Origin of the sequence: uncultured Shewanella sp., from assembly GCF_947495455.1 — a bacterium.
GTDB lineage: Bacteria > Pseudomonadota > Gammaproteobacteria > Enterobacterales > Shewanellaceae > Shewanella.
In genome coordinates, this window is the sequence record NZ_CANLZC010000193.1 from 1 (window position 1) to 4,232 (window position 4,232).

General features: G+C 42.2%; 1 protein-coding gene. It reads left to right on the forward strand.

The features are described from left to right. A partial coding sequence (locus tag Q0791_RS24515; RefSeq protein ID WP_299011886.1) for a condensation domain-containing protein occupies positions 1-4,232 on the forward strand: 4,232 nt, incomplete at both ends.

The window sequence follows — 4,232 nt, forward strand, 5'->3', positions numbered from 1 at the left end:
TATGTGATTTACACCTCAGGAACCACAGGGCAGCCTAAAGGCGTGATGATGGCGCATGTTGGTATCATAAATCGTCTCCATTGGATGAAATCACAGCATTTATTGGCTCAATCTGATGTGGTGTTACAAAAAACACCTTATATTTTCGATGTCTCACTATGGGAATTATTGGGACCAACTCAAGTGGGTGCCTGTATAATCATAGCTTCGCCAAATATTCATACTCAGCCAGAGGCATTATATTCATTAATTCTAGAGAAAGAAGTGACGGCCTTAGATTTTGTTCCTTCTATGTTGAGAGGGTTTTGTCAATCATTGGCCGCTTCAGGCCAAGCATTACCTGCTTCGGTTCGTCGTGTTTTTTGTGGAGGTGAGGCATTAACAGCAGCCCAAGTTGATGACTTTTATCAAGTGAGTAGCAACTCAACAAGTTTGTATCATATGTATGGCCCGACAGAAGCTGCTATTGATGCGACTTTTCATGAGTGTTCATTAGAAAATGCTGTTGTTTCTCCTCCTCTAGGAAAGGGGGTTGATAATACTCAAGTCTATGTTTTGAATGGAAGATGTTGCTTAGTTCCTATTGGTACACAGGGGGAATTATATCTAAGTGGAGCAGGTCTTGCTCGTGGCTATTTAAACCGTCCCGAGTTAACCGTAGAGCGTTTTATCGAAAACCCCTTTGCTACTGAAAAAGACATAGAAAAAGGCTATACCCGTTTGTATAAAACGGGCGATTTAGTGAGGTACTTGCCAGATGGTAATCTAGAATATGTAGGCCGTAATGACGAGCAGGTAAAAATACGCGGTCACCGTATAGAACTTGGTGAAATACAAGCCGCATTAGAAAGATTGGGTGGCATAAAACAAGCTGTAGTGATTGATTATAAGACAGATAACAGTCATTTTATCGCGGCTTATATTGTGCCCGATATGCAAGTCGATTCGATTTATTTTAAAAATGACCGCCATTCATTATCCCGCCACCTCGTAGAAGCTGAATTATCATTGGAGATTGAAGGAGTCAAGCAAAGCTTAGCAGCGTGTTTACCCGACTATATGCTACCGACCAGTTTTACTGTGATTGATGAAGTCCCTTTAACAATTAACGGTAAGTTAGATAAAAAAGCCCTACCTGAGCCTATGTTGATTGATACAGGCAATTACTCGCCGCCTCGAAATGAGCTTGAGCAACAGCTGTGTCACATTTGGCAAGCCGTTCTGGGGCTGGATAAAGTGGGGATCCATGATAACTTTTTTCGCATTGGTGGGGATTCTATTGTCAGTATTCAACTGGTTTCTCGTCTGCGAAAAATTGGGTTTAATTTACAAGTTAAGGCGATATTTGATGCGCCAACTGTGAGTCAATTAGCGGCGTATTTAGCAGAGTTAGACGCTTGTGCTATTGAGGTTAAGGCGGAGCAAGAGACGCTATTAGGGGAGTTTGCCCTATTGCCAATTCAGCAATGGTTTTTTGATATAGGGCTGGCTAATCCAAATCATTTTAATCAATCTTTTATGCTTTCCATTCCCAATACGATAGCGATGACGACCTTAGATAAGGCCCTTCTTCAGCTATCAAAACAGCATGATATGTTGAGGGTGGTGTTCAAATTAACGGACGATGGATATCGCCAGTCTTATACTGAAAATAGCACCATGGCGCCGTTAGTGGCCATAAATGTATTCCTGTTAGATGACGAAGCATTGAATACTCAGCTGACAGACTTGCAAGCCTCCTTGGATATTGGTGACGCTAAGTTATGGCAAGTGGTGTATTTGCGTGGTTATGAAGATGATACTGCTAGGCTGTGTTTTATTTTACATCACCTCATTGTTGATGCGGTGTCTTGGCGTATTATCGCTGATGATATGGCGCAACTATTAACGGGAAAAGCGCTCGGCCCTAAAACCAGTAGTTATCGTCAATGGGTGCAAAGTGTCGCAGATTATGGCGCCGCTCATGTCAACCAAGTTGATTATTGGCAAGAGCAATTATGGCTAAGTGAGCAGATAAGTTACCCCACTGTTTGTACTCCGTCGCACCATAGCATTCAATGGTCAGAGGCGGTGACCAGTCAATTACTTCATGAGTCTCCCAGAGGTTATTATACTGAAATTAATGATCTATTGTTAAGTGCGTTAGCAGTTGCCCTTAAGCATCTGTGGGGAAAGGCTCAGATTGCCATTACGCTAGAGGGGCATGGGCGTGAAGTTATCGATGAGAGTATTGATATTTCTCATACTCTGGGTTGGTTTACGACAGTTTTTCCTATCATCTTGAATGTTAAGGATGAACTCAGTGACACTATTATTGACACCAAAGAGCGTTTGCGGGCAATTCCTGATAAAGGCCTAGGGTTTGGTGCGCTAAAGATAGATATGAGTCAATTGCCGCCAGTGAGCTTTAATTATTTAGGGCAACTCAACCAAACAAACAATAGTAGTGAGACAGAGGATGCAAGCTCATTATGGCAGTTAACGGCTGAAGAGGCTGGATTGACGGTTTCACCAGATAATATCGATGATAATCTGCTGAATATTAATGGGGCAATTATCGATGCTTGCTTGTGTTTTGATGTGCAATCTCAATTATCTCAGACTCAGTCTCTATTATTTACTCATGCCTTTAAGCAGGCTCTTATTGATGTTGTGTCAAAGAGTGCATTGCAAGCACAAACAGGTGGTATACACACGCCTTCCGATTATGCTGTTTCTGGGCTGACATTGGAGCGGCTCAATCGGTTGCATACACAATATGATATTGAAACCCTGTTTAGTGCCAATAGCTTACAGCAGGGGTTTATTGCACATGGATTGACCTATCCTGATGATGATGCGTATTGCGTGCAGTTATTGTTAGATTATCAAGCCCAGTTAGACATTGATTGTTATCAGGAGGCGTGGCGTTTAGCATCATTACGTTACCCTGCACTTCGTATTGCTTTTGATTGGGATGGAGCTCCACTACAAATTATCACTAGAGGCGCTTCTATCGATAAGCGTCATTTCAATCTCGTGGATTTAACTCATTTGGATGAGGTTGAACGTGAAGTAGAAATCATAAGTTTACAACAAAAAGATAGGGCGCAAGGTTTCGATTTAACTCAACCAGGTCTTATTCGCTTCACACTCATTAAACAGCAAGAAGCATTATGGAGCATTATTAAGACTGAGCATCACAGTATCAGTGATGGTTGGAGTGCTCCAGTGTTATGGCAATTTGTTTATGACACTTATCAAGCGTTAATCCAAAGCCAGAGGCCAAAAATCGAAGCAGAAACTAGTTATCTTCAAGCGCAAGCTTGGCATGCTCATCAGCAATCTAAGGTTCAAGCTTATTGGAGTGACAAGCGTCAATATTGGCAAGCTGCCAATGATATCGGGCCGCTGCTGAGTCACAAAGTTGATTTAGAGACACTGAAAACGGTTAACTCGTCTAGTTCCCAAGAGTTATGTCTTGAAGGGGAAGCGTTGGAACGGTTGAAAGCTATGTGTCAGGCACAGGGAATAACCTTGAATGTCGCGGTGCAGTTTGCATGGCATAAGATACTTCAAGTGTATACTCAAGATGAGCAAACGATAGTGGGGACGACGGTTTCAGGCCGCAATATTCCCGTTGAAGGTATAGAGACGAGTGTTGGGCTGCACATCAATACCTTGCCTTTAGTGGTTAATTGGAAAAATGATGAGACATGTGCCGAAGTGTTACAGCAAATTCAGCACAATATCTTTGAGCTCAATAGTTACAGCAGTGTGTCATTGGCGGGCTTACAAACTCAAGGTGAGCGCTTATTTCACAGTTTGTTGGTGTTTGAAAATTATCCAATGCCGATTCATGATGCACAGAATGTATTGTGTTTTCGAAAAGCCATAGAGAAGACGGATTACCCATTGTCGATTACGGCCTATGAGCAATCGAATGCATTAATAATAAATATTAGCTATGAGCAGAGCATTATTGAAGTGAAGCAAATTAAGCGATTATTACAGCAGATGCAAAGGCTATTTGAGCAAGTGAGTGAGCAACCCACTTTGCGACACCAAGCACTATCTCTATTATCCGATGATGAACGCCATACCTTACTGCATGAATGGAATCAAACTGACACGCCTTACCCGCAAGATAAAACGCTGCAGCAGTTGTTTGAAGCGCAAGTCGAAAAGACACCGAATAATGTTGCCCTTGTGTTTGAAGGGGAAGAACTGACTTATCATGAGCTGAATCAAAG